Genomic DNA, 24,693 nt, shown 5'->3' on the forward strand with positions numbered 1-24,693 from the left:
CTCTCCTAAAGTAAAACCACGTCCAACGATTTACATCTGCCTCATCGACGACGTGAGAGCCGACGAAAGCGCGTTTGAGCCAAACTGCATGACAAACATGGCTGCGTACACAAGAAGACTCAGGGTCAACGCCATGCCACCGCCGATCGCAAGCACCTTTCGCTCGACATAGGCCGCGTTCTCTCGCGCCACGTTCGCCAGCTTTTCCGACGAGTCGGCTTTGCCCATGTACTCGCCGATCTCATCGATCAGATCCACGGAAGGGAAGTCGTGCCCAGTCCGCATCATGGAAGTTGCAAGATCAAAGCCATTGCGTGTGCCGGATGAAATGGCGAGCAGCCGCGACGCCAACCATGGCGATGCCGTGCGCACCTGTGCGGCCAGCGATTCCACTTCAGGGATGCCCGCCCGCTGCAGAGCAAGAAACGACAGCAACCAAGAGAACCCTGCGATCTCCCGATAGAGTGGGAACGGAAAAACCCATCGATCAAAGAACGCCCTCCCACGGCCAGCCCAGTTCGGTAACGCCCATGCGCACCAGAGCGCATAGGTAAGCAGCCCGTACGTCGCCAAAGGCATTGCCGCGCTTTGTGCAAACACGCCCATCAGGTAGAGGACGCGTGCCCATCCGGTCCACTTCTCGGCCGGCAAGATTCCTGCGAACTCGGGCACTACGTCGGCACCGATAAAGCCGAGTACCTTGTAGAGCGCGTAGACATAGACAAGCGCCGGCGCGAAGCCGAGGATCAGCTTCCAAAAGATGCGATCCACCAGTTCGCGCACCTCGATGACGAGCTTCATTGCCTCGGGAAGCTTGCCCGCTCGATCACCAGCGTCGAGCACGGTTCGCTCAAGATTGGTGAGCGACGAGTCCATTGCCGCCGCCAGCGTCTGGCCGTTGCGGACGCCTTGTGTCACGGCATCGATTGCAGCAGCAGCGCGACGTTTTCGCCGTCGTAGCAAGCCGGCCCCGAACCGGGTAAGCACGCGCTCTAGCGTTACGTCGTTCGCCAGATGCGTTGACGCACGTTCATAGAGGCGTTTTCGGAGCTTCCATGGCAGAGGATTGCCCTTCAGCCACTGCAGAGCTTTCTGGAGATTCATACGCCCTCGCGATACGCCTCAATGGGCACGTTCTTCTGCGCGTCGCGCGGATCGATCCTGCCGGCCAACACACGTTCCATGACATTGCCGAGCATGGATTTGTCGGAGCCCTCACGCAGGCGGTGATTTCGACGTGCCAACGACGTCCCCCTGAGGAAGTCTTCCATCAGCTCTTCGGTGCTAAGGACAACCTCTGCAACTGCCTCACGCCCGCGGATTTGCCGGCCGAAGCAGTGCGGACATCCCTTTCCCCGCACATGGACCTGTTCGATGTTTCCCCAGGTTTTGATGCGGTCGAGCAGAATTCCCGGCATTGCGTCGAGATGTTTGGCCAATGGCTCCCGACACTCCGTGCACAGCACGGGAACCATCCGCTGCCCCATGAAACCCGCGATGATTTTGTGGTTGCACATCAACTCCTTGGAAAGCAGCGTGTGGTCGAGCATTTGCAGGCGACCAATCAGTTCGAACGGATCAAGAACGTGGAGCGAGCCGAAGACCAAGTGCCCGGTCTGCGCTGCCTGAACTGCTGCAACACCTTCATTGCCTGTGCGGATCTCGCCGATGTCGATGATGTCCGGGTCCATCCGGAGCATGCGTTCGACGAGGTATGAGGAGTTCTGCCCCGTCGAAAGCAGTTGCACTGCCCATTCACGCGGGTACTCGACCGGATGCTCACGGGTGATCTGCCGCAGCTCGGGCGAAATCTGCCCCTTGTAGCGCAGCATTTCGTAGCCGGTCGTGGTCTTGCCACTTCCCGTCGGCCCCGTCTGAATAAACAGACCATCCGGCATCAGGACGACCTGCTCGAACATCGCGAGCTGCAGCGTCGTGAATCCCATCCGCTCAAAGTCGACTTTGCCGGCCGGCGCCTCCGGTCTCACCAGTCGCAGACGACTCGCCGGCGTCTCGCGTCGCTGAAGTGTGGCCGTGTGCCTGCGCGGTTGCAGGCGATTAACCATGACGCCACCACCGGCCTCGATCGGATAGGCTGGGCCGCGCGTAATGCGAACACTTTCAATATCGGTCTCAGGCAGCTTGTTGCCGCTGATCTGCGCTTCCTGGAACTCGAGCGGATTGAATGTCGGCTCTTTGACGGTTGCGAGGCCGACGCAAGTTGCTCGCACAAAAGCTTCCCCCTGCGCAGCGTTCAGTTCCCACTCGGGCACCGTCCATAGCTCGCCGTCAATGCGCAACTGAAATTCAGCATGGTCTTCTCGCTGCAGAACGTGAAGGTCGGACGCCCCCAGTTCGGCAGCCTCGACGTGCCGCCGGCGCGACATTTCCAGAAACTCAAGGTATGCGTCGCCCGATTGCCCGTCCGACGTGCTTTCGCGCGCTTGCGCCAGCTCCTGCGGGGCAAGAGATTCAACAACCGGCTCCAGACCATGGCGTTTGAGGTCAGCCAACCATGTGAGAAAGGCCGAACCACCTGCATAGCGGCCATCGACCTGAATCTTCTCGCCGACCCCCGCCCACACGACGTGTTGCATCAGCGTGGCAGGAACAGGCGGGAGCCGCATTGGCTCGACATGCGCGTCAACGCGCGAGAATGCCCTGAACCGCTCAACCAAAGCCACCATGTCAGCTCCCCACCTTGAGGGCAGCAGTCGCCCCAGGAAAACGGTTAACGTAGAGCGTCCCTTTCGCATGCCACTGGCCATCTCGCAGGTCGACGCTGACCTCGGTCAGCCGCAAACCTGGGACTTGATCGAATGCAGAAGCACCGCTGAACCATGGAGCCATCGCAAGCGTGAAATCGGCCGCATTCCCAATCCACGGGGCCGGTTCAGGTGCATCGGGGCCATTCGCGCCAGGAAGCGCGGCGGGCTGCGTCGCCGCCAGCTTCAACTGGAAAGCTTTGCGGTGCGACACGCTCCAAACGATGCGCTTCGCAACCTCAAAATCATCAATACCTGTTGGTTGGATCGTGAACGTATAGGGCTTAACTTCCGTCGAGCGAGAGTGGTTTCCATCGTCGAGGAGCGTGCCGGGCGCGTCCTCAGCCACACCCCCGTCGCGCTCCCATTGAGCGGCAACGTTGACCGTGACGGGACTACCGAACTGGCAGCTCCAGCCGGTCAGCAACCAACCTTTCGTGGCGAGTGCCCTGCCGTGCCAAGCCGAACGACATGCGTCGACAACAGCAGACGGCACAGGTTGAAGTGTCCATGGCGGAATTTGTTGCTTGGCTTGCTTTGCCGCGTGCATCGCCTGTGCAGCACGTTGTCGCGCGAGATCCGCAGCGCGCTGTGCCTCAGCCTGCCGTTGCTGATACCACCACGTGCCGACGCCGGCCAATGCCGCCACTGTCAGCACCCCGGCCACCGGTAGCACGTAGCGTCGCGGCCCCGGCTCCAGATCGGTCAGCCCCTTCACCGATCGCGAAGTGCGAACGATGTCTGCGAGTTCGGCTTCGGTCCCGCGGACTACGTTCCAGTCACCGGACGCTTTGTGCAACGCATGGAGTTGCTCCAATTCTTCGAGCGTGCCAGTCCGGTCCCCGTCCGGTAAAACCTCCTGGCCGTCGCGCACCGCGATGTACCAATACAGGTCAGCGCTGATCCGATAGAAGCCGCACCAAGGCTGAGGATGTGAGTCAGCGACAAGGGCTGCAAGCGGCTTGGTTCGCCAGTTGGAGGCAGCGCCCTCGAGGCCCGCACAAAAGCCGGCCTGTACGTGCCCTGTGCGCGTCTGATGGACGACACTCCACCGTGCTTGCAGATCACGAGCCTTCTTGCGCAGTGCCGCGCGGCTTGGCCTGGCATCCTCATGCCGCCAAGTCAGGCCGACGGCATAGGTGCCCTTGATCCCTGGAAGGTTGAGGACTTGAGCCATGTCACACCGCGAGCTTCAGAACTTGCTTGCCGCGACCCACTCTGACTTGTTTCGCATCGACGCCGATGACTTGCCAGCCATCGCCGAGCTGAGTGCCAGCCACTGCATCCGAAATCGTGATGCCGTTGATTTCGATGAGAGCCGAGTAGACGCCGTCAGCTCCCCCGATGTGAACCAGACGCGGTTTCCCATGTTTGGCCGCAGGTAGCGGAATCGGTGGCTTCGTAACGTTGCCGGGAACGACCAGCGACGGAACAACTCCCGGTTCCCCTGCCTGCCCAGGCGTCACGCTCGTTGCAGCCTGCATCGCGCGCGACTCCGAGCTTTTGATGTCCGCCTGGTACTTCGCAATTTCAGCCTTGACCTTCAGGACTGCCGCTTGCCGTTGCAGGATGCTGAGTTCGTCGGCCTCAGCACCTGCCTGAGCGGCTTCGGTCTTCGGCGAAGGCGCAGCCGCAACAGGAATCGACGCCTGGGGTGATGGAGCAGCCTGGGTTGGCCGTACAGACGTTTCTGCAACTTGCGCGGTACGAGCCGCAGGTGTTGTCGTTGGCGGAGTTGTTGTTGCCGAAGGCTGCGCATCACGAATGGATTGAGCGGCCTGCATCGCCTTCTCCATGCGAGGCGCCGAGGCACCCTGCGCAATTGCAAATCCTGCACCGGCGCTCAGCGCAAGTCCAACCGCTGCAGACAAGAAATGTCGATTCATCATGAACCCCAGGTATCAAAGAAGCCGTGCGGTGATAACGACGGCAATCATCGTTTCGCGCTTTGCGGCATCCACCCCACCGCCCGTCACTGGGACGTAGGGCGAGCCAACGCCGTTGTTCGTGGTACTGGTCGTTTGATCGCGCAAGCCGGTAAGTACCAGCGACTCGCCCGGCTTCAGGCCGACGGTCTGCTGGAAACGTGCCAGTGGCTTGGTTCGCAGCTGCACCTTGGACAAGGAGGCCCCGCTGCCCTGGGTCTGTTCTTGTAGCGGGTTCAGATTCGACAGGGTCATGTCGAACATGATCAAGATGCGGCCGTTGACAACCTTTGGCGTGAACGTGCTTGTGAAGCCGGAGATGTCAGGGGCGGTTTGCATGGAAGACGTGGAACCCACGTTCGACGCCAACGTGGTCTGCGAGCTCGGGATGTAGTCCTGCAAAGTTGCAGACTGCATTGCCATGACCTTGCCGTTTTGGGTAACTCCCGAACGCGACACAACCTGCGTAACGTTGCCCAGCGTCGACAGCGCTTGCACTGCCACCTTGGTACCGTCCAGCTTGCCGCCGACAATCGTCGCGCCGACGGACATGGGTGTCGCGTTGCTCGACACCGTTGGCGGCGCCACCCCGGTGAACGTGGCACCGGTGTGCCCATTTCCGCTCTTGTACCCGAGCGAGAGATTCAAGCCGTAGTTGTCCTCTTGATTGAGCCGGACTTCGTAGATGCGCACGTCGATGGCGACCTGCTTACCGAACATGGCATCAAGAGTACGGACCCAGTCCTCAACACGATCACACTGTGGCGGCGTCCCGGTGACAGTGACAGTCCCCAGATTCGGGTCGGCGATGACCTCCGCACCATTCCCCGCAATTTGCTTGGCGATCTCCTCCAAGCGTTTCCACGGTTTCACTTCCAACGACTGGCTGGCTGTTTGTCCGCCGGTGCCCGAACCGCTTGAACCGCCAGATGTGGAGCTAGTGGTAGAAGCCGACGTGCCGCCCGAGCTGGAAGACAGGTTGCCGTCACTGGAGATCGTCCCGCTCATGGAAGCGAAGGCTCCCATGTCAGGCAACGTGAAGTTCCGGGTCTCGACTCGGAAGAACGTGAGGGTGCCGTCGCGAAAGCGCGAGTAGACGTTGTAGCGCTGCTCGTTCGTCCGCATAAAACCCTTGAAATCGCCAACGTAGTGCAGCGGTGACTGCGTCGGCATCGCTGCGGCCCCAGACTGCATGCCACCTGGGGCGGCCAACGTTGCGTTGGGCGCGCCTGCAAGACTCGTGGCGAGCCCTGCGGGTAGTTGCGGCCCCTTGACTGCGCCGGTTGCGCCGGTGGTCACAATGGACTGCGCCGAGGGGAACGGTGCATTCACCGAGGGATCGATGACCACCCGTACGTTGTAAGTGCGAGCAATCCAGTCGGCAACGTCGGCAAGCGTACTGATGCGGTCCCGTGCGTCGTTGTACGACACGGGCTTGTTGAAGAGTTCCGGTTGCGGCTTGGTCGCCTTGACCTTCTCGCCAAGAAGCCATGCCCCCTCATGGATCTGGAAGACCGGGCGGCTGCTCGGGGCAGCGTCGAGCTGCGCGCGCGTGTCGCGCATCGCGTCTTTCTGGATGCCGCGCACCTCCGCGATACCGCATCCCGACAGACTCAAGACCGTTGCCACAGCACCGGCGATCAGCTTCGGTTGATAGAAGATCCTCATTGCTCAGCTGCTCCGTTCTGGGTGATAACGATCGTGTGGTTGCCGCGCCAGCTGTCGCCGAGCACGTCTGTTCCGTTGGCTGCCAAGTCTTCCGTGACGCGCTTCACAGCAGATTCAAAGTCATCGCCATAGGATTTATTGCCCGGCACTACCCATGCGTCCTGCACCCTCCACAAGACCTTCCAACCCGCGCGCCTCGCCCACTCAAGCAATTGCTGCTCTACTGACTCGTCGGCGATGAGTTCGAACGGCCTATTTGAGGGAACGGACGTGACTGACACTGCTGGTTCAGGTGAGGTACTCGCCAACGCGGAAGCCGCGGCGACGAGCGTGTTGGGATCGGAGGCTCCGTTGCGATTGGCTTGGCCAGCGACGCTTGCTTTGCGAACACTGCTGCCAAGCGGCTGCCAACCATCGCCGTCAACGCTCTGGGTACGGGTCCCCGCGTGGACGGAGGAAACGAAGGTGCATGCAGCCATCGCGATGACGGCCATGCGCTTGTGGGAAAGAAGGCTTCTCATAACGGTCTCGCAATGTGTCAATGACTGGCACCAGCGCGCTGCAATGCCTGCCAGCGCGCGTAGATTTGGTTGGCGTAGCGCAACTGCTTGTCCGGTGAAGTGGCGTTGTATGCGCCGACGGCTTTCCAGTTCGGCCCCAGGCGCGCGATGTTCGAGCTCAGAATCCACGCCCCGACGTAGGCGTTAACACAGGGATTCCACAAGTGCTCAGGGGCAATGCCCACACGCGCCAGCGTCGGAAACCAGGAGGAGTTGATCTGCATGAGGCCAACGTCAACACTGCCGTTAGAGTTGCGATTGACAGCAAGCGGCCGCATGCCGGACTCGTGCCACGCGATGGCGCGAACGAGCGTCGGATCGAGCCGGTAGTAATTGGCCGCGTCGTCGAGACAATCCGCCCGCGCTAAACTGGCAAGAGCCAGCAGAAGTGCGAAAAAAGCGAACAGCCTTTTCGCACCGCTCACGTCTCGCACTCGGAGTCGTGATCCGCTCATTCCACCCTCGCCTTGCGCTCGTAGAAGCGCACTTCAGGGACACGTTCCACGATCACTGAGCGGCCGTCGGCCACCACAGTCAAGCGCTCAGCGATTCCGTTGAACTTGAAGTAGCGGTCCTTCAGTTCGCCCGAGCCCTCGCCGTTGTCGTTGCGTGCGCTCACATTGGCCTTTGAAGTTCGGAATACGAGGTAGGTCGCGTTGTCCTTCTCGAAGACCGATTCGAGGCCCGCTGCGTTGTCGGCCGCGAAGTCATAGCGAATCTCAGCAGCTCGCCGAACTTCGACAGCCTTACCCGCGGCAGAGACGGTGAAACGATCCACGGTATCGAACGCGACCACGCGATCACCGTCCAGCCACGTCAGGCCCTGCTTGCTGCCCTCGCTGTTCCTGATCTGGAGACCCTCAGGCTTCGTCGCAAAGCGAATTTGAATCGTCCCGGCCTTTGTGTCGCGGATGGCCTGCGCGTCAAACGCCTCGGCCAATAGCGAGCTGGCCACGCCACCGTCACCACTGCCTTGATCGTTTGGGACCGTTGCTGGCGCACCTGTGTTGCCGACATTCGCGCCGTTGCTGGCATCGGACGAAGCCACCGCGACGCCCACGGCGATCGACTTGGGCGGCTCAACACGCAGCGCGATGTTGCGACGGCCGAAGTCGACCTCCGCGTAGAGACCCTTCTGGTCCAGCAACCGCCCGAGCGCCTGAAGCCAGTTCTCGGCATCCCGCGTGACGAACGTCGTCTCCTCCGTCAGCGCAATGGTCTTTTGGGCGGTCCCCGTCCAACCGCTGGGAGCTATCGCCTTGACGATTTGCGCCAGCGGCTGCGTGACGCTCCCGGGACGCACGAGTTGCAGATTGCCGTGCTCGCCGACCATCGCGATGCGGCCGGAGAAGCCAGTGAACCCATGGGGCAAGTCCCCCGACGGATTCGCCGGCTCGCGCGTGATCGCGTTGGAGCGTTTCCAGCGCGCCGTCACCATTTGCCCGTTCGCAGTGAAGTGCAGAACGTCGGGGACACCATCAACCATGATGTACGGACCGGATGATTGCCCGTTGTCGGCCACGATGGTCTGCCCGGCACGCGGCTGAATGTACGTGCTCGACCCGTCGTTGAAGATCATCGCGGGGCGAGCCGTGGATGGCGCCACCACCTGGTAATCGAAATCCAGCGGATCGGTGTCTGCGGCGAAGGCCTGCACGGACAGAACGGGCAGCAGCAAAGCGAGGTGTCGGAACTTCGTCATGGGCTATTGGCGGAGTCCAGCCGCTTCAGGTGGTTCAGGAATCGGGCGAAGTAGGGCCCTCCACGCGCGGGGTCAGCGCTGTGATACCAAGCGACCGCCTTCATCGGAGAGCCGCTGCGTTGCCGGTTTTCGAGCAGGATGGTTTCCGCGACACGGATGTTCGATGCAGGCGACAGGGCATCCCAGGGCGATGCGAAGCGCTGGCCGTGGTAGCACCAGTTCACCTGCATGATTCCGACATCGAAATCGCACCGCTTCGCCTCGATCAGGCGGCGGATGGCACCATAGGCATCGTCTCGGGTGGCGAAGTAGTAGCCACGCCCCGCGACGTTCAACGTCCACGGCCATGGTCGCCCCTGATACGACGATTCGTTCAGCGCAATGCCGGCCAGGATGGTCGGATCGACGCGATCACTGAATTCCGCAAAGGGGGCGGCTTTCGGTGCGCAGGCCCAACCGCCCTTGCGCTCGACGATGGCGGCTTGACCCGCGTCATCCAACGAGGCGGGACGCAGCCACCCGGCACCGGCAACAACGCTGACAAGCGTCTCGGCATGAGTCACTCCGTCGGGCTGTCGCGCGGACCCGATCTGGAACTCCTGGCCGACCAAACGCTGAGCCCAGGTTTCGAAGGCGCCCAGGCCGCAGTACAAGACCGGCTTGCCCGGAAGCGTCTGCAGCCGAACCTGTCCACCGTCGCGCACGACGTAGGCCGTCGGTGAAATCACCGCATCGACCACCACGGCGTGCGCGGACACACAGGCCGCCATCAGGAGAAGCCCAATCGCCCTATTCACGGTACGGCTCCAGGACGATGTCTTGCTTGACCTGTACCAACAGCTTCTGGGCAGGTTCCGTGGTGATGGTCGGCCGAATGTTCTGGTTGCGGTTCAGGATGGTCTGCGCCGTCTGTGTGGCGACCTGGCCCGCCGCGTTGCCGTAAGTAGTCAGGCCGTTCGAATTGGAGGTCGTCGCCGTCTGCTGATTGTTGAAGCGTTGCTCCAGCACGGCGATGACAACCGCGCCATAGAAGATCTTGAAGAAATGGTTGTTGACGTCCCCGCTCACACCGGAATAGCCATTGGTGTCGGCACCCTGCATCGAGCCGAGAGGAACCCACTTCTTATTGGGGAGCTGCAGACGGGTGAACGCCACGAGAAGGCGCTCCTGCCCGATGCTGATGTCGCTGCTGTAAGTCCCAACCAGCATCGAACCTGCCGGAATCGCGAGGCAGGTGCCATCCACCGTGTCCCATACGTTCTGCGACACCATCGCGCGAAACTCGCCCGGCTTATCCGAGTTGTTGCCGCCGACAAACGTCGCTGGAATCACAAAGCCCTGGGATACGGTGCAACTCGGCAAACGGCCCGCAATACCTGTGCGCTCGTACTTCGTTGCTGCTGTCTGTTTCAGAAACTGTTGATCGCTGTTGACGGGCGCAGCATCAGCAGGCGGTGCGCCGGTTGCGTTGGCAGCCGCTGCGGCAGCCTGCTGCATCGCCCGCATGGACGCAGGGTCCAGCGTACCTTGAAGGTCGACTTTCGGGCGTGCGTTGTCACGCACCTTGTTCATGCCTGCCTTGTAGAGCGGCGCAGTAAAGATGCTGTCCTCTTCATTCTTCTTCCCCATCACCTCGGTGCCCTGACGGCCCGTCGTGAAGTCTTTCGCCGACATGACCGGTGCGCGCTGACCGGAGTCGGCTCTTACCGCAGAGGCCTCTTGGCGGGACGCCTCATCCTTGGCGGCCTGCTGCTGGGCACGGATCTGCTGGCCGAGGTTCTGCGACGCCTCACCCGCCGTCGCCCGCGATTTCATCTTCTCCGCGCGCTGCTCCTCCGACGCCTCTTTCACTTCGGCGTCGGTTTTGCTCTGGTAGTAGAAGGCAAGCGTGCCGATCAGCACCGCAGCAATGCCTGCTGCGACGTAGATAATCCCTTTGGGGATCTTCCCCTTGGAGACTCGCTCGCGAGCGTCGGTCACGTCCTCAACCTGCTTAGCCACGGCCGATCCTTTAGAAGAGACCCAAGAAGCGACCGCGGCCGCGGCGCACGATCACCTCCGTGCTACCCGACCGAAGCGCCACGGTCTCTGCCAGGCGCTGCAGCACGAGGTAGTCGCCTCGGCGAATGAAGTTCGCTACGACGAAATCACTTCCGTCCTTCACCAGCGCGACGGGCCACTCGCTGGCAGTCGCGGGCATGCGCATCCAGATGAGCTTGCCGTCATCAAAGACAGCGTCGGGCTTGAAGTCCGCGCTTCCCGACGTCGAATAGTCGAAGTTGAGCTTGTCCGGCGAAACGCCGACGGTGTTCGCCGGACGCTCTCCCTGCTCGCGTGCCTCGCCATCTGCCCGCGCCTTGATCTTGGCCATCACGGTCTCAGGGATGCGGAAGCGAACCTTCTGGTAGAAGATCCCGCCCAGGGGGGACGACACCAGCGTGAACTCGTAGGAGCGCTTGTTTGTGGTCACCGACAGGGTGTTGACCAGACCGGCAGCGTGCGGCTTGAGATAGAGATGATTGCCGTTGTCCGTTGACGATTCCCAGCGCACGCTGTCACCCCACGCCGGCTCCGACACGATCTGCTCATCGTCCGGGAACTCAATGGTGGTTCCCTTCAGTGGCGCGGTCAGGACGCGATAAATCTGATCCTTGCTGTACGTAAAGACGACGAGGCGGGAATCGCCCGGCATAGCCAGCGGTTCCGCTCCACCGTTGAACGGATTCATGGGGTTCATGGCATCCGCCATTGATCCCAAGTTCAGCGGGGGGATAACAGGTTCGGCGCGCTTCGCGGGGCGCTCGGCAGCAGCCCACGCGCCTCCGACAACAGCCAGCGCGAGACAAGCGCATGCGAGCGCCGAGGAAGTTGTGCGCAATAGGGACATGGTCATGCCGGGGTCTTCTGGAGGGTGAAGAAGACTGGGTAGATCCCGAACGGATTCGGACCCAGCGCCTCCGCATCACTTTGGGGAGGCTTGATTTCGTAGCGGAACGTGATCGCGTACCGCATGCGCTTGGGCTTCTGGCCTTCTTCGTTCGTCGTCGCGATGAATTCGACGGCGACGGTGTTGTCAGGCAGCGGCGCGATGTTCTTGATTTCGGGTTCGCGGGTGAGCGTCGGGCTGGACGTCACGGCCCGGAACGGTGCGTCCTCGTCAAACCATTGATCGAACTGCTTGCGTGCAGTCCCAACCATCTGCTCCTTCGCGGACTTGATGCTCTTGTACATCCGCGCATCCTCGACCACCGGCGTCAGCATCGGTTCGATCGTGAACCAGCGCGTGATGAGGTCCTTGAACCCGACCGTCAGGTCACGTCCTTTCGGCTCGTAGGGCTGCAGCACTCTGACCAGGGGCTGGCCGTTGGCGTCGGAGCTGACGCCATAGGACTTCACCACGGAAGGTGCCGGCTCGCGCGTCGCCACGGCAACCAGGGCCGTCAAGCTCGCAATCAAGAAGGCGATCTTCCAATGGTTGCGGTCGACCTTGACCGCGGTCGTTTGATCGAAGACGGCCTGGGCAATGCTTTTCTCCGCATACATGCCGGGATGCGGTGAAAGCACCTTCGCTTGTTCGGATTTCTTGCTTTTGAAAAGACCCATTCCGGCACCCAATTAGATGCCGACAATTGAATCAGGAATGAATGCGGACGCTTGATTCAAAAGCCCCGCGATATTTGCGAGCTTTTCACCGATGTCATGTCAGTCGGTGAGCCACCTGACTAGCGCGTTCACGGAGTGAAGTTTGGGTGCCAAAAAGCGCGCGTTGGTTTACCGCGTTCGGGATAAATCCCCGGAAAGCGCCCATCCGCATAGAGGCTTTCCGCACTTTGGTCCATCGCGGGTATCCGCCCCGGATTGTCGTTCTACGTCCTGCGCGACAAGCAAGACGGTCTTAGCGCAGTTGAGCACCCCAGCTCTTCGAGCCTTGCATCGTCGCCAATGCATTCATTCCGCGAAAGCTGAAAAAAATGACCCCGCTTTCGCCGCGAGGGCCTGATCCGTTTTCCAAAAGAATAGCGCCATGACCGCGAATCATGACCCCTATTCCAATCAGCTCACGCCGCTCGAAGAAAGCGCCGTGAAGATGTTCTTTGAATCGCTCAAGCCGATTCAACCGGTGCTTGAAGAGGCGACCGTGGCCGAAGTCATGATCAATCACCACAACAGCGTGTGGGTTGAACGCAAGGGCCGATTGGAGCGTCTCGATCTCATGCTGGAGCCCAAGAAGCTTGAAGGCGCAATCCGCGCGCTGGCTTCGTCGGTTGAGAAATCGGCGGTCAAAGGCACCGATCAAGGGATCATCAACGCCGGCCATAAGGGGCTGCGGATCGCCGCAGTCATGCGCCCGACCGCAATCGACGGGCACGCCCTCAGCATTCGCCGTCACCGTGAAAAGAACCTGACGCTCTCCGACTACACGGCGATGGGCGCGTTCTCTTCTTCCGTCGCGCGCAACCCTGACGACGATCAGATCATCTTCCCGCCCGACGTCTCCGACGACGGGCTCGCGCACGCGCTGTCGACCATGGTGCGGCAGCGCAAGAACGTGCTCGTCGCCGGTGGCACATCGTCCGGCAAAACCACCTTTCTCAACGCGCTCGTTGGCGAGATTCCACACGAAGAGCGAATCATCTCCATCGAGGACACCCAGGAACTGAAGCTAAGCGTCCCGAACTGCGTTCGTCTTCTTTCGAATCCCGACAAGAAGGTCACGACCCAGCAATTGGTCGCGCTGAGCCTGCGTTTTCGTCCCGACCGTGTGCTGGTTGGCGAGGTGCGTGGCGGCGAGGCCTTCGACTTCATTCAAGCCCTCAATACCGGCCACGACGGCGGGATGGGCTCCCTGCACGCCAACAACGGCCGCACTGCGCTCTCCCGCCTGGAGAGCCTCGCCATGCTCGGCATCCCGCTCGGCTCGCGATGGGATCTGAGCGACATGCGCAAGCTCATCGCCGACTGCTTCCACTACGTCGTGCACATGCGGCGCACGGGCGAGATGCGGCACGTCTCCGAGATTCTGGAGATCCAGGGCTACGCAAACAACGACTACGTCATCAAACGTGTTTTCTAAGGGGGTTTCATCATGATCCAAGCAGTCCAGCGCCTGCTCAAACGCGCAACCACCTGGCGCGGCACGGTGGCACAAGCCGTTGCCATCACCACCCTGCTCTATGGGGCGGAGGCCCGCGCCGACGAATTGGCCTCTCTGTCCGGTTTCGTTTGCATGATCGCGAACTTCGTCAAGAGCGGCTACCTGCTCGCGGGCGGCGTGATTGTGATCGTGATCGGTGCAATCGCCATCGCGCAGTCCGAATCCACCATCGTCAAATTCGTCTCGACGATTGGTATCGGTATCGGCATTGCAGCGGCTTGTATCCCGCTGCTGCAGAAGTTCGGCATCTCCGCCACGTACTGCACGTTCGTCTAACCATGCGCCAGCACAAGGTTAGTCGCTCGCTGTCACTGCCTCGCATGATCGGTGGTGTCGTGCGTGGCTTCGCCATTGCCAACGGCACGCTCACCGCAGTGCTGGTCTACATCACCTACCGGGCGGGTTGGCAGTTTATCTGTGGATTCCTCGCGCTCGGCATGGTGGTTCACATGGCGCTGCGTTGGCTGACCAACAAGGACCCGTGGTGGAACCAAATCCTGATGGTCTATGACCGCTATGGCGACTTGTACGAGCCAGGCCCCTGGCACGGCAAGCTCGGCGCGCGCTTTCGCCGGCCCTACGGGTTCGACAGTGATCTGCCATGCTGAAGAAAAAACGGCCCATCCAGGAAATCGCTCCCTGGCTCACCTTTATCACGCCCTCGCTGGTGCTCGGCAAGGATGGCAGTTTGCTGGCCACCTACGGGCTGGGGGGCGTTGACGCGGACCACCCCAACAAGAGTGAGATCACATCCGCTCGGGATCAGCTCGATCAGGCCTGCCGCAGCCTGGACGGTCGCATCACTGCGTGGTGGCGCATCAAGCACCGCCGCGCACACGACTACATCGCCGGCGAGTTCGCCAGTGCTCATGACGCCAAGATCGACGAGCTCAATCGGGCCAACATGTCATCGGGCAAGTTCTACCAGAACACGCACTCGCTCGCGCTCAGCTACACGCCCGCATCCGGCCTGGACAAGATCTTCGAAAAGATCAGCTACCACGTCACGGTGGGCGGCAAGGGGCTGGTCGCGGCGTTATTCGAGTCGCTAAAGGACACGTTCCTCGCGCGCAACGCGTTCGCATTCGATCTTGCCAAGACGCAGGCCGATGCCAAGCGCTTCGAAGGCATGCTCGATGCGTTTGTTGGCGGCAACACCAAGATCGGGCTCAAACGGCAGATGCTGCAGGAGTCCATGGCACTTCTGCATCAAGCGGCGAACCCATCGGTGCCGCCACGCAGGATTCGCTTCCCGATGACGCTGCTGGACACCCACCTCACCGAGTCGATCGTGACGCCGGGTGCCGAGCAACTGCTCTTTGAGTCGGCGCATGGAATGCGCTACGCGGCCGTGGTCGCCGTCAAGGAATGGCTCGGCTTCCAAGAAGCGGCGCTGGACGTCCTGACGAAGCTCGATGTTGAGCTGGACGTCTGCGTCCTCTACCGCTTCTTGGACAACTCCAAGGCCAACGTCTACATCGAGAAGATCCGCAGCTTCTACAAGATGGCGAGCTTCAACCTGTGGAAGATTCTGAAGCAGTTCGCTGCCAAGGAAGAACAGGAGAACGATGAGGGCCGGGAACAGCTCGCCGACGAGGCGGGTCAGGCACTTCGCCGGCTGACCGCGGATGGTCAGCAGCATGGCTTCGCCAACATCTCCGTCATCGTCTACGGCAACACCGAAGAGGAATGCTCGGACGCGGTCAGTCTGGTCGTTGGCGCCATCAGTAACGCGGGGTTCGGCACGATTCGTGAAGGTACGAACCTGATGCCCGCCTGGAACTGCACGCTGCCCGGTCGTTGGGACAACCAGCGGCGCCTGCAATTTGTCGAAACACCGGCCGTGTCGGACGTCGCCCCGATTTGTACGATCAATCCGGGGCCGACCCGCAACGACTGGCTCTCGGACAAGGCCGGCAAGGAGATGCCACCACTCACCTGCTTGCCGACACGCCACCTGACTGCCCAGCGCGTCGACATGCACGAGCCCGGGGGCAATGGCCACCTCTTCGTGATCGGCCCGATCGGTGCCGGTAAGTCGGTATTCCTGAATTTCCTCATGTCACAGTCGGGGCGCCATAACCCCCGGCGCATCCGGTTTGATAAGGACCGGTCGACACGCATCACCACGCAACTCGGTGGTGGTCAATTCATCGATGTCACCGGTAAGTTTGCGACCGCCACACGCTGCAACCCGCTGTCCCTGCTCGGCGAGGCGGAGAACCACGCCTACGTGACGGAATGGCTGATCTTGGCCATCGAGGACGAAGACGGATTCAGGCTCACCCCCACACAGAAGACGGACATCTTCGACGCGGTTCAGATTCTGGCCGGCTATAGCCGCGAGCAATGGACCCTGTCCTTCTTCGCCACACTGATCCACGCCGATCTGCGCGAGCGGCTGCAGCTCTGGATGAAGGGTGGTCAGTACGGTGACTTCTTCGACAACGTCGACGACGCGTTCCAAATCAGCGATGACCTGACCATCGAGATGGGTGAGCTGCTCATCAACTACGAGCGCGCGGCGGTTCTATTCCTAGACTACGCCTTCTTCCGGATCAGCAAGAGCATGGATGGTCAGCGATTCACGCTGATCGAGATTGAAGAGGCGGGCTTCTTCTTCAAGTACGAACGCTTCTACAGGCGCTTGGAAACGTGGCTGACCACCATCCGCAAGCTCAACGGTGCCGTGTGGATGGCAACACAGTCGCTGCGCCAGATCGCGCGGATTACCGACTTCGAGGTGCTGAAGGAAACCATCGCGAACTTCATCTACCTGCCCAACAGCCTCGCCAATACCAGCAAGAACCTGTACTGCGACACGTTCGGCCTGACCGTCGACCAGGTGCAAATGATCAACGACGCCGTGCCGAACCGCGACTACCTGTGGGTCACCCGGACCACGTCGCGCATGCTCCAGACGGACTTCAAGCCTGAGATGGTTGCCCGGCTGCGCTCCGACGGCAAGGCGCAAGCGGTTTTCGACAAGCACTACATGCAGGGCGATGGCTGGGAGGACCGCTACGTGCGTGAACTTCTGGCCGCCTAAGCCGAAGTCGTACCACGGCGCTGCGTTGCGCCATCTCTCAATCGAAGGAGCCACCCATGCTCAAGACCACATTCTCTGCAACTTTGCGAAAGATGCGCGGCACATTCGTCGTGGCCGCATCCGCCGTCGTGCTGTCGAGCCCCGCCCATGCCTCCGGCTGGCCGGTGTTCGATGCCGCTAACTTCCTCAAGAACACCATCAGCGCGGCGCAAGCGTTGAAGACCGAGGTGTACGAGAACACCAACATCATCTACCAGTACAAGATGATGCTGAACCAGCTCCAGCAGGCTGTGGGCCTTGATGACATCAAGAACCAAGCGCAGATCGACTCGATCCTGGCGGACGTGAAGCGCTACTCGGACTACGGCCAAGTGCTCCAGCAGCTTTACGGGGCAGTCTCCAGCGATGCGAGCTTCTTGGACAAGGTGAACGGCCTGGTGGTGGTGTCCGGCAAGTCGCCCGCGCAATGGTTCGAGGACCAACGCACGCTCCTGACCTCTGGGAATAAGACGGCGCAAGCCTTGTTCGATGCCGGCACCGACGTCGCCAAGAACATCGCGCATCTGGCCCAACGTCGTCAGGACCTGCAGTCACAGATGACGCTGAGCCCGACGGCGCAGGCCACCGCCCAGACCACCAATCAATACCTGGACCTGCTCTCCAGCCAGAACGCCGACCTCATCAAGCTGATTGGCACCAAGGTGCAGGCTGACGCCGTGAAAGACCGGAAGGAGAACGCCGACACGGAAGAAAAAACGGCGGCCATGCAGAGCGTGATCTCCAGCCAGGACGCTCAGCTCCAGAAGCTGCGCCAGTCCGTGTACACGCGCAGCAGCACCGCCCAGTGAGAGTGGCACAGATGAGCTTTCCTCGACTGATGGGCCTGATGCGCATAGCGTTGCTGGTCTGCCTCGCGGCGTTGTCGACAGGTGCAACGGCGCAGGCAGACGCGACCTTCCCTGTCACGACACCCTCGACGCCGTCTCCCACCGGCTCTGCGGGGTCAGGCGCGGATAACCAATCCGGTCCCAACCTCGCCGGGCCGAAAGGCGCGGTCGGGGAAGCCATCTCTAGCGCGCTCAAGAAGTTCACCGATTCGACGGCGCAGGTCATCAATGCCGCGGTCGGTATCAGTCACACGATTACCCCAGAAGCCGCCAAGTTCGCGGCGGCGCTGGGCATCATCACCATTGTCCTGGCGGCAATGCGCTTCGCTGGCGCTCACCACCCCGTCACCGCGTGGACGAACTTCCTGGAAGAGATGGCGACGCTCGGGATATTCGCCGCGATCTATGTGGGATACGAGCGGTTCGCGCCAGGCATCTACCAGTACTTCAACACCATGGCCACGTCCATCGCCGGCGGCGACCTTTCGCCCGGTGCGACGTTGGCCACGACGGCCGGCAATTTGTGGGACTCCTACGGCAATGCCCTGAATGCCGCGACCTGGTACCAGAAGATTGGGGTGGCCCTGGCCCTGATCCCCCTGCTGCTTGCCTTCGCCGTGACGGTGGCGACATCGGTGATCTACAACTTCTACATCTCGCTCGGTCAAATTCAGGTGGCCATCGGCATCGTCGTCGGCCAGCTCGCGGTCGCCCTGGGTTTTTCCGAATTCACGCGCAAATACTTCCTCGCCTGGTTTGACTACATGGTGTCCGGCTCTCTGTATGCAGTGGTCGCGGCAATCATGTCGAAGCTGGTGACCGCGTCGTTCGCATCTTCACTCGGTGACGTGAACTCGATCGGTACCGACACGATGGCGGGCGCCTGTTATGCGCTCGTGCTGAGCATCTTCCTGCTGTTCATTTCGTTCGAGATTCCGAGCATTGCAGGCAAGCTGTTTGGCAATGGTGCCGGCATCAGCGGCGGGGCCGTAAAGGGCGGCATCAAGGCGGCGTGGGGCCTTGGCAAGCGCATGGCGGGCTGACGATATGAACCACACGCCAATGCCCATCGCTGCATTGACCGCCACGCTCGGTTCGCGGCTGGACCTCGTTCGGCAGTACGCGAACGAGTCGTCGAGCGCGGATTTCGAGCGCAAGTGGTTGTCCGTGCTCGAAACCTGCGCCGACTGGTATTCGTCGATGCCGCTGCGCCCCGAACAGCATCCGGAACCCGGTGGCGCGTTTCGCGCCACGGTCGAGACCGTCTACTACGCCCTGCGGCTATCCGGGGGACAGAAGTTCGGCGCCGACCAGCCCTCGGAGCGTCGGCGCAAGCTCGAACCACAATACCTGTATGCCGTGTTCCTCGCGGCGTGCTGCACCTGGCTGGACGAACCGTTCCGCCATTTCCAGTTCTACCGACTGAGAGACCAGGCCGAGTGGAGCCCTGCCGCGCATGGCGCCTTCTCGGCTTGGCTGGAAGGTGGCGAATACCGTGTGCAACGCCGAGAGGCGCCATTGCCCATCGAGCGGATGCGTACCGCCCTGCTCGCACGTTCCATCCTCGGCAACACTCGGCTGGAGCTGCTCGAGAGCATGGTGCAAACCGACCTCTTCGGTGCGATCAATCCGGAGAGCCGCCCGGCCGGTACCGAGTCGCTGCTGCACAAGGTCCTGCGTCAAGCCGTGGCGGTGACCTGCGACACCGAGGACAAAGCACGGCGCGCGCGCTTTGCCCCCGATACCACGCCGATTCCTCCCGCGAAGACGTTGGAGGACGGATTTGCCGCTCACGCTCAACCGGCCCCGGCGGCCGAGAAACGTCCATCGCAGCCCAAAGCCAAGGCGGCAAAGAGCGAGCCGTCGGCAGCGGATAGCGTCTCGGCGCTGTTCGAGCAGGCCAAGGCCACGCCGACGTCAACCGCTTCAGCTTCGCCTGAGACGCCAGCGCCGACATCGGAGAAGCCCAACACCCAAAGCTCACTGTTCGACTTGGACTCGATGCAGGTGCCCAAAGAGCCAACGGTCAAACAGGAAGACCCGTTTGCCGAAATCCTGAGTTCTGCGAGCACGCTCATGCGCGAGTTCTTCCGCGCACTCGTGCAGGACGTCGAGTCGGGCAAGGTGGCCGTGCACTGGGCCGAAAAGGGGCTGGTGCTGCAAAAGCGGATTCTCGGCAGCTACGGCATCGCCAGCGAAACGCTGGTGGACAACCTGCGCAAGCTCAACCTCCTCGCCAGCTCGCAGGGCGCTGACATCGTGCTGGTCGAGCGCATTGGCTCGCTGATCCTCGCCCGTCCGCAGCAATGAACTACGTGAGCCACTTTCGCCCGATCTTCGAGGCCCGCGCGGCCGTCGGTTGGCTGATCGGTTTGATCTTGCTCCCCCTGTCCGGCATGCCCCACGCATGGGCGTTCGCGGTCATTTGTGCTCTGTTCCTCGTGGCGCGCGCCTACCAGGTGCGCAAGGCGCTGGCCTTTCGCATGTCGATTTCGACGCGTTGGCTCACCCTCATTCAGATCGACGTGCTGCTGCGCACGAGTGCCCGCATGCGAGCCGACCTTGACGCGATGTACTTCGGTAACGGCTTCGAATGGACGCAGCGCCATTGCCAGATCGCGCACGACATCTTGCGCATGCCGTCCACCGAAATTCCGGGTCTTCCGAAGTGGCTCCCGCCGAAAGTCGCCAAGCGAATCGAGACCGCGTTTGCGCCGCCCAACAGCGTCCCCGACACGGCCCCGCAGGGCAAGTCCTGGATCCACGGGATGGAACCCAACAAGATCGAAGTGCCCCTGCACTATAAGGCGCTCGGCGGTCACACGGCCGTGAGCGGCACCACGGGTGCCGGGAAAACCAAGACCTACGAGCTGATTGCGACACAGGTCATTCACAGCCCCAACAAAGACGTCCTCATTATTGTCGACCCGAAGAACGACAAGGACTTCAAGAAGCGCGTCGAGCGTGAATGCAAGCGTGCCGGTCGCAAGTTCCTGTACTGGAAGCAGGCTGCGCCGTCCGAATCGATTCGGATGAATCCGGTTGAGAATTGGTCGCAGCCGTCGGAAATCGCCAGCCGCGTCTCCCAACTGATGGAAGAAGGCCCTTTCCGCGACTTTGCCTTCCTCTTCATCGACCGCGCAGTCAAGGGTGAGCTGTACGTCGGCGACAAGCCGAACCTCCGCTCGATCCTGAATTACGCACAGTCCGGCATCAATGGTCTGCTCGATCGATGCCTGCGCCGATTCTTTCCGGAAGCGGGCATGCTCGACTGGGAAGACGAGGCCAGAGGCTTTCTGCAGCGCATCGCCCAGAAGGGCGGGGTGGATCCTCTGCAGGGGATGGTTCAGCTCTACGTCGACAACTTCGCAAAGAAGGGCCTCGGCCACGAGACGATCGACGGCCTGGTGGCCACCTTCGTGCACGATCGCGAGCACTACATGCGGATCATCGCCTCGGCGCTGCCGCTGCTGCAGATGCTGGCTACCGGCGAAACCGGTCTCATGCTCGCGCCGAAGGCCGACGATTTCACGGATGACCGTGAGATCTGGGATATCGAGCGCGTGATCAAGCAGAAGGCCGTCCTGTACGTTGGCCTGGATTCGATGTCCAACAGCATCGTCGCCAAGGCGATCGCTTCCATGCTGCTGGCCGACGTGGCTTCTGTCGCGGGCGCCATCTACAACTTCTACGAGACGCCACCCGACATCGTCTTGCTGGTCGATGAGGTGGCCGAAGCCATCAACGAGCAGGTGATCCAGATTCTCAACAAAGGCCGTGGCGCCGGCTTCCGGTCGTTCGTGGCGTTCCAAAGCCGCTCCGACCTGGAAGCCAAGCTTGGCAGTGCTGCAAAGATGCTGCAGGTGCTCGGCAACCTGAACAACCAGATCATCCTGCGCCTTGAGGATACCGACACCGCGCAATGGTTCTCCGACAAGGTGGGCGAGACAGCCATTCGCAACATCGTGGTGTCGAGCAGCGCAAGCACAGGTTCCGAGTCGCACGTCGGGGAATTCAGCGGCTCCGTATCTCGCTCGACGCAGTTGGAGAAGGCGCCGCTGATTCCGCCACGCCTCATCACCGAACTGCCGAACCTCCAGTACTTCATGCGCATCTCCGGTGGCTCGGTCTACCAAGGTCGCATTCCCATCATCCAAGGATAACTGCAGCATGCCCAGTCTGTTTCGACAAGTCGTGAACCAGTACAAGCTTTCGTCGAAGCTCGCGCCCGTCTTCATCGCCTTCCCGGAGCTGGATGACTCCTGCAAGCGCGTCGTCGATTTTCTCGGCGTCAATTTTCGCGTGCGCGAAGAACCCCTCGTGGCCGAGATGCTGATGGATGCGTTGTCGGCTTACCGCCAGGCGCGCAAGGAGGGCGACGCGAATATTGCTTTCGTGCGCGGCCTCTTCACCCGCTCGCACGAGATCTTTTCCATGCGCTACGCCGCGTTCAAGGGCGAGAAGTACCACGTCTGGGCACCACTGCAGGAACCCATCCCGGACTTCGAGGCACGCCAAAGCGCCGGCTACCAGTGCCGCATGGTCGATGAGCCCTGCCCTGACGACGTGACGCCGCGCAGCGCTGCCATGCAAATGGCTGCGCGGGTGCTCAGTGGGCACGTCTTCTGCCGCTATTTCGAGGAATACGATGTCGCTGAAGAATTCGCTCATCGCTAAGGTGTCCCGGCTCGATCTCGATACGGTCGGCCGTATCGAACTCGCCGCCCGAGGCTACCTGCAGGAACTGGCCGAGATTCCGCCCGAGTACGCCCGCGGCCGCGAAGCACTGTGCTTCGCGCTGCAGAGCGTCGCACTTCGCCGACCGGCGCTGTTCTGGTTTGGGTTGGCTTCCGTCATCGTGACGCCGGCGTTGCTGATCCTGCGCGTGGTGCTCTGATGGCTGACAGTCGCTTCGCCTCGCACCTTCGCCTGTGGACGCTTGTTGCCCCGATCATGCTCGCGGTCGGCTGTCCCTTCCTCGAAGGCGATACCACATTCGAGATTTCCGACGCCGAACTGGCGTCGGTTGAACTGAACCTGGGAGACACCGCGGCGACGCGGGCTGCGGATCGGACCAACACGCAGTTTCGGCACTGGTTCGTCGAGTCTGGCGCCATGAAGGCGTGGACGTCCACGCTGCCGAACAGCACCGATATCTCCGACGCTGGCGCGACGGACATGAGCAACGCTTGGCTGCGGCACTTCTGGATGTCCATCTACCGAGGCATCTTCCGCGCGAACGTCGCTCTCTCGTGGGCATTCGGTGCCTTCGTCTTCGGCATGGCCATGATGAACGACGGTGCCGTCTCGCGCCGAATCAAAGCAGCTGCTGCCGGGTTCGCAAGCCCCGTTGCTTTTCACGTGGCGGCACACGCCACGGTCATCACCCTGGGATTGGGCACGTCCGCCCTCCTGTTTCCATTTTCCTTGAACACGATGTGGTGGTCAGTCGGCGCGCTGGTGTTGGGCGTGCTCGGCTGGCGGATGGCTGCATCGTTTCACGTAGGCCGATAGCCGCGTTTCATTCCGTCCCACTGGCGCCCATTTTGGGAGCAAATTTTAAGGAGCACACCATGCAGAACACGATCGATAAGGTTGCAGGCGCCGACAACTCCGACGTTGCCGTGACGACGAACGGGGATACCCTTCCCAACGATGAAGTTGAATCCAGCGCCGCAGCGAATACGGCAGGCGCAACAACACCGTCCGACGTTGAACAAGAACTCAACGAGATGGAGAGCGCGGTCGATGCGCTGCAGCGCGACAGTCTGATCTCGGCGGCCGACGCGGACAGCCAGAAGGGCGAGGTTGCGCGCACCCGCAAAATGTTCCGCGAAATGTCGCCGGATGATCGCGCCAAGATCGTGTCCCGCCGGCGCGAACTGGGGCGCCAGATCCTGACCCGTCAGCTCGCGGGTGCGTCTGTTGTCGAGACTATGGTCAAACTCAACCACACGCGCCTCAAGCCCCTGTTCGAGCAGTGGTGGCCGTTCATGAACCGGATGACCATCAACCTGACCCGCTTCGGACACAGCACGTTCACCGCGTCGGAGCTGTCGACCATCACAAAGCACTTCGAGACACAAATGGCCAATCTGGAAGCCTACGTCGATGAGCAGCTGCGCGTCGCCGAGGGCTATCGCGCAGCACGCGAGAAGGACATGGAATCCAGCGGCGCAATGATCTGGAAGCCGTCGGTCACAAAGCCGTCGATGGAGATGGTGGTCGAAGCATACTCGCCCTTCTCGATGCGGGCTCTGGGCGTGCTGAACAAGTTCGACCGGGCCATGGATCACTTCGACTTCATGGTGTGGAACGCCATCCGCGATCAGTCGGACGTGAACGAGGAAGTGAATCGCTTCCTGCGCAAGTTCCAACCGCTGGCCATTCGTTGCTACACGACGCACCTGCGTCTGATGACCACCGTGCGCAACATCTGATCTGAGCGCGCTCGTGCCCTGCCGGACGACCTCCGCCGTATCTTCACCTGTTGGTGGCGGTACGGCGTACGCATCGGCACAGAGGGTTCCGCCGGCGGCGGGCCACATGCGCTCGGCATTTCCTGAATCGCCTGCAAACGACATCACCATGGAAGCGACATCGCTGCTGAGCGAGATTCGATCTCTCAATATCGCGTATCTGCGCCTTGCTCGCAGGCTGCTAGCCACCGATCAAGCCCTGGCGACAACTGCGCTGGGTATCTCTCAATCGATGGGCGAGGCATTGCTGACCCTCGACGAAGAGGCATGCGTGCGCATGGCACAGACCAATCTGTTTTTGTGCCGCATCCACTTTGATGATCGGGTGCTCGCTGCGCTGTTGGCTGGACCTCGCCTGGAGCTGTTGGAAAGCCCTGCCTCGGCGGGCAAGGCGGCCCCCGCGATTGCGTGACGCCCCGGGTTCGGCGCGCAGCGGTCTACTCCACCGACATTTTTTGAAGCCGATTGCCGGTTTTTGCGAGTCACTGCCATTTATGGAGTGG

25 protein-coding genes are annotated in these 24,693 nt (G+C 61.4%); 13 read left to right on the forward strand and 12 right to left on the reverse strand.

What is annotated here, in order from left to right; all coding sequences use genetic code 11:
- Positions 1-30: 30 nt before the first annotated feature.
- The 12 genes from AAHM38_RS14335 to AAHM38_RS14390 all read right to left on the reverse strand — a co-directional run bounded on the left by AAHM38_RS14335 (position 31) and on the right by AAHM38_RS14390 (position 12,223).
- Positions 31-1,104, reverse strand: a complete 1,074-nt coding sequence (locus AAHM38_RS14335; RefSeq protein WP_012435637.1) for a type II secretion system F family protein — start codon at positions 1,102-1,104, stop codon at positions 31-33.
- Complete coding sequence (locus tag AAHM38_RS14340) at positions 1,101-2,687, reverse strand: ATPase, T2SS/T4P/T4SS family (RefSeq protein WP_012435636.1); 1,587 nt, start codon at positions 2,685-2,687, stop codon at positions 1,101-1,103. Before AAHM38_RS14340 ends, AAHM38_RS14335 begins: the two co-directional genes overlap by 4 nt.
- Position 2,688: 1 nt before the next feature.
- Positions 2,689-3,942, reverse strand: a complete 1,254-nt coding sequence (gene pilO2, locus AAHM38_RS14345) for a type 4b pilus protein PilO2 (protein ID WP_012435635.1) — start codon at positions 3,940-3,942, stop codon at positions 2,689-2,691.
- A 1-nt stretch (position 3,943) separates the two neighbouring features.
- Positions 3,944-4,561, reverse strand: coding sequence for a type IV pilus biogenesis protein PilP (gene pilP / locus AAHM38_RS14350; RefSeq protein WP_225694717.1), 618 nt, complete (start codon positions 4,559-4,561; stop codon positions 3,944-3,946).
- Between the two features lie 105 nt (positions 4,562-4,666).
- On the reverse strand, positions 4,667-6,358 hold the full coding sequence (locus AAHM38_RS14355) for a type II secretion system protein GspD (RefSeq protein WP_012435633.1): 1,692 nt from the start codon (positions 6,356-6,358) through the stop codon (positions 4,667-4,669).
- Positions 6,355-6,879 (reverse strand): toxin co-regulated pilus biosynthesis Q family protein, encoded by a 525-nt coding sequence (locus AAHM38_RS14360; RefSeq protein ID WP_012435632.1) that lies wholly within the window; start codon positions 6,877-6,879, stop codon positions 6,355-6,357. Before AAHM38_RS14360 ends, AAHM38_RS14355 begins: the two co-directional genes overlap by 4 nt.
- Positions 6,880-6,896: 17 nt before the next feature.
- Positions 6,897-7,373, reverse strand: coding sequence for a lytic transglycosylase domain-containing protein (locus AAHM38_RS14365; protein WP_012435631.1), 477 nt, complete (start codon positions 7,371-7,373; stop codon positions 6,897-6,899).
- Positions 7,370-8,620 carry a hypothetical protein gene (locus tag AAHM38_RS14370; RefSeq protein WP_012435630.1) on the reverse strand — a complete coding sequence of 417 codons (1,251 nt, stop codon included), beginning with the start codon at positions 8,618-8,620 and terminating at the stop codon, positions 7,370-7,372. Before AAHM38_RS14370 ends, AAHM38_RS14365 begins: the two co-directional genes overlap by 4 nt.
- Positions 8,617-9,390, reverse strand: a complete 774-nt coding sequence (locus AAHM38_RS14375; protein ID WP_012435629.1) for a lytic transglycosylase — start codon at positions 9,388-9,390, stop codon at positions 8,617-8,619. The genes AAHM38_RS14370 and AAHM38_RS14375 overlap by 4 nt, the downstream gene beginning before the upstream one ends.
- A gap of 19 nt (positions 9,391-9,409) precedes the next feature.
- Positions 9,410-10,621, reverse strand: coding sequence for a TrbI/VirB10 family protein (locus tag AAHM38_RS14380; RefSeq protein ID WP_012435628.1), 1,212 nt, complete (start codon positions 10,619-10,621; stop codon positions 9,410-9,412).
- Positions 10,622-10,631: 10 nt separating this feature from the next.
- Positions 10,632-11,513, reverse strand: a complete 882-nt coding sequence (locus AAHM38_RS14385; RefSeq protein WP_012435627.1) for a TrbG/VirB9 family P-type conjugative transfer protein — start codon at positions 11,511-11,513, stop codon at positions 10,632-10,634.
- Positions 11,510-12,223 (reverse strand): type IV secretion system protein, encoded by a 714-nt coding sequence (locus AAHM38_RS14390; RefSeq protein WP_012435626.1) that lies wholly within the window; start codon positions 12,221-12,223, stop codon positions 11,510-11,512. Before AAHM38_RS14390 ends, AAHM38_RS14385 begins: the two co-directional genes overlap by 4 nt.
- A gap of 421 nt (positions 12,224-12,644) precedes the next feature.
- On the opposite strand from AAHM38_RS14390, the gene AAHM38_RS14395 reads away from it, so the two are divergent.
- The 13 genes from AAHM38_RS14395 to AAHM38_RS14455 all read left to right on the forward strand — a co-directional run bounded on the left by AAHM38_RS14395 (position 12,645) and on the right by AAHM38_RS14455 (position 24,602).
- Positions 12,645-13,694, forward strand: coding sequence for a CpaF family protein (locus AAHM38_RS14395; RefSeq protein WP_012435625.1), 1,050 nt, complete (start codon positions 12,645-12,647; stop codon positions 13,692-13,694).
- A gap of 12 nt (positions 13,695-13,706) precedes the next feature.
- Positions 13,707-14,051: a hypothetical protein gene (locus tag AAHM38_RS14400; RefSeq protein WP_012435624.1), complete on the forward strand. Its 345-nt coding sequence runs from the start codon at positions 13,707-13,709 to the stop codon at positions 14,049-14,051.
- 2 nt (positions 14,052-14,053) lie between these two features.
- Positions 14,054-14,383: a VirB3 family type IV secretion system protein gene (locus tag AAHM38_RS14405; RefSeq protein ID WP_012435623.1), complete on the forward strand. Its 330-nt coding sequence runs from the start codon at positions 14,054-14,056 to the stop codon at positions 14,381-14,383.
- A complete protein-coding gene (locus AAHM38_RS14410) occupies positions 14,377-16,824 on the forward strand; it encodes a VirB4 family type IV secretion system protein (RefSeq protein WP_012435622.1) in 2,448 nt (815 codons plus the stop codon). Before AAHM38_RS14405 ends, AAHM38_RS14410 begins: the two co-directional genes overlap by 7 nt.
- Before the next feature lie 56 nt (positions 16,825-16,880).
- Entirely contained in the window at positions 16,881-17,672 is a 792-nt protein-coding gene (locus tag AAHM38_RS14415) for a conjugal transfer protein TrbJ (RefSeq protein ID WP_012435621.1), read from the forward strand.
- An 11-nt stretch (positions 17,673-17,683) separates the two neighbouring features.
- On the forward strand, positions 17,684-18,754 hold the full coding sequence (locus AAHM38_RS14420; RefSeq protein ID WP_012435620.1) for a type IV secretion system protein: 1,071 nt from the start codon (positions 17,684-17,686) through the stop codon (positions 18,752-18,754).
- A gap of 4 nt (positions 18,755-18,758) precedes the next feature.
- Positions 18,759-20,021, forward strand: coding sequence for a TraI domain-containing protein (locus AAHM38_RS14425; protein WP_012435619.1), 1,263 nt, complete (start codon positions 18,759-18,761; stop codon positions 20,019-20,021).
- Positions 20,018-21,874, forward strand: coding sequence for a conjugative transfer system coupling protein TraD (gene traD / locus AAHM38_RS14430; protein ID WP_012435618.1), 1,857 nt, complete (start codon positions 20,018-20,020; stop codon positions 21,872-21,874). The genes AAHM38_RS14425 and traD overlap by 4 nt, the downstream gene beginning before the upstream one ends.
- A gap of 7 nt (positions 21,875-21,881) precedes the next feature.
- A complete protein-coding gene (locus tag AAHM38_RS14435; protein WP_012435617.1) occupies positions 21,882-22,388 on the forward strand; it encodes a hypothetical protein in 507 nt (168 codons plus the stop codon).
- Positions 22,360-22,608, forward strand: coding sequence for a hypothetical protein (locus AAHM38_RS14440; RefSeq protein WP_012435616.1), 249 nt, complete (start codon positions 22,360-22,362; stop codon positions 22,606-22,608). Before AAHM38_RS14435 ends, AAHM38_RS14440 begins: the two co-directional genes overlap by 29 nt.
- A gap of 56 nt (positions 22,609-22,664) precedes the next feature.
- Positions 22,665-23,225, forward strand: a complete 561-nt coding sequence (locus AAHM38_RS14445) for a DUF4400 domain-containing protein (RefSeq protein ID WP_225694716.1) — start codon at positions 22,665-22,667, stop codon at positions 23,223-23,225.
- 59 nt (positions 23,226-23,284) lie between these two features.
- Positions 23,285-24,151, forward strand: coding sequence for a hypothetical protein (locus tag AAHM38_RS14450; RefSeq protein WP_012435614.1), 867 nt, complete (start codon positions 23,285-23,287; stop codon positions 24,149-24,151).
- A 148-nt stretch (positions 24,152-24,299) separates the two neighbouring features.
- The gene (locus AAHM38_RS14455; protein WP_012755739.1) at positions 24,300-24,602 is read left to right on the forward strand and encodes a flagellar transcriptional regulator FlhD; all 303 of its coding nucleotides are present in this window, start codon (positions 24,300-24,302) and stop codon (positions 24,600-24,602) included.
- The last annotated feature ends 91 nt before the right edge of the window (positions 24,603-24,693 follow it).

The organism is Ralstonia sp. OTU4908 (assembly GCF_038440115.1).
Lineage (GTDB): Bacteria > Pseudomonadota > Gammaproteobacteria > Burkholderiales > Burkholderiaceae > Ralstonia > Ralstonia pickettii.

Coding starts and splice junctions, on each gene's coding strand:
- AAHM38_RS14335 (WP_012435637.1), bottom strand. CDS start 1,104: ATGAATCTCCAGAAAGCTCTGCAGTGGCTGAAGGGCAATCCTCTGCCA.
- AAHM38_RS14340 (WP_012435636.1), bottom strand. CDS start 2,687: ATGGTGGCTTTGGTTGAGCGGTTCAGGGCATTCTCGCGCGTTGACGCG.
- pilO2 (WP_012435635.1), bottom strand. CDS start 3,942: ATGGCTCAAGTCCTCAACCTTCCAGGGATCAAGGGCACCTATGCCGTC.
- pilP (WP_225694717.1), bottom strand. CDS start 4,561: ATGGAGAAGGCGATGCAGGCCGCTCAATCCATTCGTGATGCGCAGCCT.
- AAHM38_RS14355 (WP_012435633.1), bottom strand. CDS start 6,358: ATGAGGATCTTCTATCAACCGAAGCTGATCGCCGGTGCTGTGGCAACG.
- AAHM38_RS14360 (WP_012435632.1), bottom strand. CDS start 6,879: ATGAGAAGCCTTCTTTCCCACAAGCGCATGGCCGTCATCGCGATGGCT.
- AAHM38_RS14365 (WP_012435631.1), bottom strand. CDS start 7,373: ATGAGCGGATCACGACTCCGAGTGCGAGACGTGAGCGGTGCGAAAAGG.
- AAHM38_RS14370 (WP_012435630.1), bottom strand. CDS start 8,620: ATGACGAAGTTCCGACACCTCGCTTTGCTGCTGCCCGTTCTGTCCGTG.
- AAHM38_RS14375 (WP_012435629.1), bottom strand. CDS start 9,390: ATGGCGGCCTGTGTGTCCGCGCACGCCGTGGTGGTCGATGCGGTGATT.
- AAHM38_RS14385 (WP_012435627.1), bottom strand. CDS start 11,513: ATGACCATGTCCCTATTGCGCACAACTTCCTCGGCGCTCGCATGCGCT.
- AAHM38_RS14390 (WP_012435626.1), bottom strand. CDS start 12,223: ATGGGTCTTTTCAAAAGCAAGAAATCCGAACAAGCGAAGGTGCTTTCA.
- AAHM38_RS14395 (WP_012435625.1), top strand. CDS start 12,645: ATGACCGCGAATCATGACCCCTATTCCAATCAGCTCACGCCGCTCGAA.
- AAHM38_RS14400 (WP_012435624.1), top strand. CDS start 13,707: ATGATCCAAGCAGTCCAGCGCCTGCTCAAACGCGCAACCACCTGGCGC.
- AAHM38_RS14405 (WP_012435623.1), top strand. CDS start 14,054: ATGCGCCAGCACAAGGTTAGTCGCTCGCTGTCACTGCCTCGCATGATC.
- AAHM38_RS14410 (WP_012435622.1), top strand. CDS start 14,377: ATGCTGAAGAAAAAACGGCCCATCCAGGAAATCGCTCCCTGGCTCACC.
- AAHM38_RS14415 (WP_012435621.1), top strand. CDS start 16,881: ATGCTCAAGACCACATTCTCTGCAACTTTGCGAAAGATGCGCGGCACA.
- AAHM38_RS14420 (WP_012435620.1), top strand. CDS start 17,684: ATGAGCTTTCCTCGACTGATGGGCCTGATGCGCATAGCGTTGCTGGTC.
- AAHM38_RS14425 (WP_012435619.1), top strand. CDS start 18,759: ATGAACCACACGCCAATGCCCATCGCTGCATTGACCGCCACGCTCGGT.
- traD (WP_012435618.1), top strand. CDS start 20,018: ATGAACTACGTGAGCCACTTTCGCCCGATCTTCGAGGCCCGCGCGGCC.
- AAHM38_RS14435 (WP_012435617.1), top strand. CDS start 21,882: ATGCCCAGTCTGTTTCGACAAGTCGTGAACCAGTACAAGCTTTCGTCG.
- AAHM38_RS14440 (WP_012435616.1), top strand. CDS start 22,360: ATGTCGCTGAAGAATTCGCTCATCGCTAAGGTGTCCCGGCTCGATCTC.
- AAHM38_RS14445 (WP_225694716.1), top strand. CDS start 22,665: ATGCTCGCGGTCGGCTGTCCCTTCCTCGAAGGCGATACCACATTCGAG.
- AAHM38_RS14450 (WP_012435614.1), top strand. CDS start 23,285: ATGCAGAACACGATCGATAAGGTTGCAGGCGCCGACAACTCCGACGTT.
- AAHM38_RS14455 (WP_012755739.1), top strand. CDS start 24,300: ATGGAAGCGACATCGCTGCTGAGCGAGATTCGATCTCTCAATATCGCG.